Below are 4,375 nucleotides of genomic sequence, written 5' to 3'. Positions count from 1 at the left end.
CATTCCGCGAACTGCGGCACCTCTCCAACGGCGCCGCGAACATCCTCCTTAAGTACGGGATCAAGAAGGGCGACCGGGTCATGCTGATGCTCCCCCGCATACCCGAGTGGTGGATCTTTGTCCTCGCGCTCATCAAACTCGGCGTCGTCTTCTGCCCCTGCCCCACGATGCTGACGCCAAAGGACATCAAATACAGGGTGCAGACCGGCAAGTTCCGGATGATCATCACCGACAGCGAGAATGCTGACAAGGTCGACCGGGTCGCCGACGCCTGCTCCATGCTCGACACCCTTCTACTGGTGGACGGCGAGCGCGAGGGCTGGGCAAGTTACCCCCACGAACTCGATTACCCCGCGCCGGTATCGCACCACACCGTCAGCATGCCGGTCGCGAAGAAGACAAGATCGACCGACCCGATGATGATCTACTTTACCTCCGGCACCACCGGCGAGCCCAAGATGGTGCTCCACAACCACGCCTACCCGCTCGGGCACATCGTCACCGCCTCGCTCTGGCAGGACGTCACGGCAAACGATCTCCACCTTACGTTCTCCGATACCGGTTGGGCGAAATGCGCCTGGGGCAAGATCTTCGGGCAGTGGATCGCCGGTGCCTGTATCTTTGTATACGATGTCAGGGGAAAGTTCTCGGCAACAGAACTCCTGCCGGTGATCGAGAAGTACGAGGTGACCACCTTCTGCGCACCGCCGACGGTCTACCGGATGCTGATCCTGGCAGACCTCGATAAGTTTGACTTCCGCGAACTGCGGCACTGTTGCAGCGCCGGAGAACCCCTCAACCCCGAGGTTATCCGGGTCTGGAAAGAGGGCACAGACCGGTTAATCTACGAAGGTTACGGCCAGACGGAGACTGTCTGCTGCATCGCCACGTTCCCCTGCATGGAGCACAAACCAGGGTCGATGGGAAGACCGGCACCGGGCTGGCACATCGAGCTCCACGACGACAACGGCAACCCTGTCGGAGTCAGGGAAGAAGGAAGGATCGCGATCAGGCTCGACCCCCGACCGGTAGGACTCTTTGTTGAGTACCTGGACAACCCGGAAGCAAACCGCGAGTCATTCAAGAACGGGTTCTACTACACCGGTGACAAGGCCTACCTGGACGAAGACGGCTACTTCTGGTTCGTCGGCCGGGACGATGACGTAATCAAGTCGTCCGGCTACAGGATCGGGCCGTTCGAGGTCGAGAGCGCCCTCATGGAGCACCCCGCCGTCCAGGAGGCTGCGGTCGTGGGATCGCCTGACCTCATCCGCGGGATGGTCGTAAAGGCGTTCATCATCCTGAAACCGGGCTACCAGCCATCAGAGTCGCTGGTCCGGGAACTCCAGGCCCATGTCCGGAAGACTACCGCCCCCTACAAGTATCCCCGGTTGATCGAGTTCGTCGACTCGCTCCCAAAGACCATCTCCGGAAAGATCCAGAGGAACGTCCTGCGCGAGCAGGAACTGCGCAGGCACGTGAACGGGAGTTAGGGTTCAGTAATCTTCTTTTAGTCCCCGACGGGGGGACCCGAACCATCCCGTCCAGAACCACGGGGCTATCCAGAGCATGAAATAGCCCGCCCGAGAGGATCGCTCTTCTGCCACATCTGGTGACGATCACCCCATATCGTGCTAAATCAAAAAGGCTTATCGTTCCTGCTACAGAGTCATTCATTGCGTAATGTATGTTCAGGATACTTGCAGTCGATGACGAACCTGCGTTTCTCGAACTGACCCGTGCTTACCTGGAACTGGGTGGAGATATACAGGTCGAGACGACGTCATCGCCACTGCAGGCGCTCGATATGCTTACAGAGACCCCATACGATGTCATCGTCGCCGACTACGAGATGCCAGAGATGAACGGCATCGCACTCCTCCAGGAGGTTCGGCGCAGAGGACTCCTGACACCGTTCATCATCTTCTCCGGTCGTGGGCGTGAGGAGGCAATCATCGAGGCGCTCAACAGCGGCGCAGACTTCTACCTTCAGAAAGGCGGCAATCCTGCCGCAAGATTTGCCGAACTCCGTAACTTCGTCCTCCAGGCGGCCAGGCGACGACTTGCCGAGGTGGAGGCAAAGCGTGCAGGCGACCTCTACAGGAGCGTCTTTGAGTATACCGGTTCTGCCACCATCATAATCGAGGGGGATATGACGATCTCGCTTGCAAACACCGAGTGCGAACGTCTCAGCGGCTATTCCCGGGAAGAGATCGAGGGCAAGATGCCCTTTACGGCCTTAGTCGCGCCGGAAGACCGGGCACGCATGGAGAACTTCCACCGCCAGCGGAGGATAGACCCCTTATCGGCGCCGCGGACATACGAGTTTGGGTTGATCGACCGGGAGGGGCGACGGAAAGAGATTCACCTGACGGTCGGGATCATACCGGGAACCGATCGTTCCGTTGCGTCGCTGATCGATATCACCGACAGGAAGCGATTCGAGGAAGAACTGAAGGATGCACGCGAAGAGATGACAGCGGCGTTTGAGGAGGCGACGGCAAGCCAGGAGGCGCTCGAGGCGCAGTGCCGCGAGATGGAAGACTACCAGGCAACACTCCGTGGCATCATCGACTTCCTCCCCGACCCGACGTTTGCCCTCGACCGTGATGGCAGGATCATCATCTGGAACCGGGCAATGCAGGAACTTACCGGCGTCAGGAAGGACACGATGATCGGTTCGGGGGCGGATGCGATCTCCAGGGCGATCCCGGATCTGGTGCCGCCGTCGCTTGCGGAGAAGATCCTCGCCGGGACGATGGGTGAAAGTCCCGCCCGCGAGGTTCGCATCACCTCCCCGCGGACAGGAGAGGAGGTCTACCTCTGGGCGAAGGCATCGCCGCTCTACGACGCGGGGGGGAACCTCGCCGGCGCGATCGAGTCGATGCGTGACATCACAAGGTCAAAACAGATGGCAGACCAGATCCAGCGGCGTATCACCCTCGAACAACTGGTGAGGTTGATCTCCACACGGTTCATCAGCCTTGACCCTGTGGACCTCGATGACGCTCTCCAGGAGACGCTGGAGTTGCTCGGCTCGTTCCTCGGCGTAGACCGCAGTTACATCCTCCGGTTCTCAGCAGACCTCACCCATGCCGAGAACACCCACGAGTGGTGCGCCGAAGGGGTCGAATCACAGATCGATGTGCTGTTTAACCTTCCCGAGCACGTGATCACCTGGGGCCTCGATAACGTCAGAGCGCGGCGGACGATATGCGTCCCGGATCTTGCCGCGCTCCCAGACGAGGAGGCGGAAATACGCGACTTCCTGCTGGATTACGGGATCTCCTCGATCATCCTTGTGCCGATCACAAGCACCAGTGAGCCCCTCGGTATCATAGGGTTTGAGACCGCCGGGAAAAAACGGAGATGGTCGAATGAAGACATAACGCTGCTTGAGATCGTCGGCAATCTTTTTTCCGATCTCTTCTCCAGGCTCCGTGCACAGGAGCGACTCCTCGAGAACGAGGAGCGGTTCAGGACGCTTATAGAAAGTTCACATGACTGTTACATCCGGGTGACCGCATCACCGCGTAAGGTCGATTACATCAGCCCCTCAAGCGAGAGGTTGATCGGCTACACCCCCGAGGAGATCCTGGGTGACCCGGATTTTATCGAGCGGGTGGTCCACCCGGATGACCGGGAGATGCTCCGTGCCCTGCTGGAAGATCCGGGTGGTTACACATCGAGGGAGGGCACCCTCCGGGTTCGGCGGAAAGACGGACACTACATATGGTTCGAGGTCTCGGCAATCCCGGTCTACGGAAACAAAGGCCAACCGGTTGCGTTTCATTACGCGATCCACGATATCGACGCCTGGAAACAGGCCGAGGCAGCGCTCATCCGGGCCAACAAGAAGCTCAACCTGATGAACAACATCGTCCGCCACGACATCTTAAACCAGGTCACGGTGGTGCTCGGGCATCTTGCCCTCCTGCGTGAAGAGCCGCTCGACCCTGCCGTCGCTGGTGCTCTCGACCGGATAGAGATCGCCGCGGAGATCATCAAGTCGCAGATCGGGTTCACGAGGGACTACCAGGACCTCGGCGTCCGGGCACCACAATGGTTCCCTGTCGGGGCTCTGGTCAGGGAGGCGGTAAAAACGCTCCGGCCAAAGGGGATCAGGGTCTCCACCGATCTCGACGATCTCTATGTCTACGCCGACCCGCTCCTCTCCTCGGTCTTTTATAACCTCCTCGAGAACAGCATGCGGCACGGGAAGACCGTGACCGAGATCCGGGTCACGGCAATGCCGGACGACGGGGGTGCACGGATAATCTGGGAGGATAACGGTATCGGCATCCCCGTCGAGAACAAGCCGCGGATATTCGACCGCGGTTTCGGGAGTCACACGGGGCTCGGGCTCTTCCTGGCA

The 4,375-nt window shown here is 59.6% G+C and carries 2 protein-coding genes; both read left to right on the top strand.

Annotation, left to right across the window (positions count from 1 at the left end):
- The coding region (locus tag QMC91_RS09775) for an AMP-binding protein (RefSeq protein ID WP_300238056.1) at positions 1–1,493 on the top strand (1,493 nt) is incomplete at its 5' end.
- A gap of 194 nt (positions 1,494–1,687) precedes the next feature.
- On the top strand, positions 1,688–4,375 hold a 2,688-nt coding region (locus tag QMC91_RS09770; RefSeq protein WP_300238055.1), incomplete at its 3' end, for a PAS domain S-box protein.

Origin of the sequence: Methanoculleus sp. (assembly GCF_030019085.1) — an archaeon.
Lineage (GTDB): Archaea > Halobacteriota > Methanomicrobia > Methanomicrobiales > Methanoculleaceae > Methanoculleus.
The sequence above is the reverse complement of the archived record's forward strand: the minus strand, read 5'-3'. Positions and strand labels throughout refer to the sequence as shown.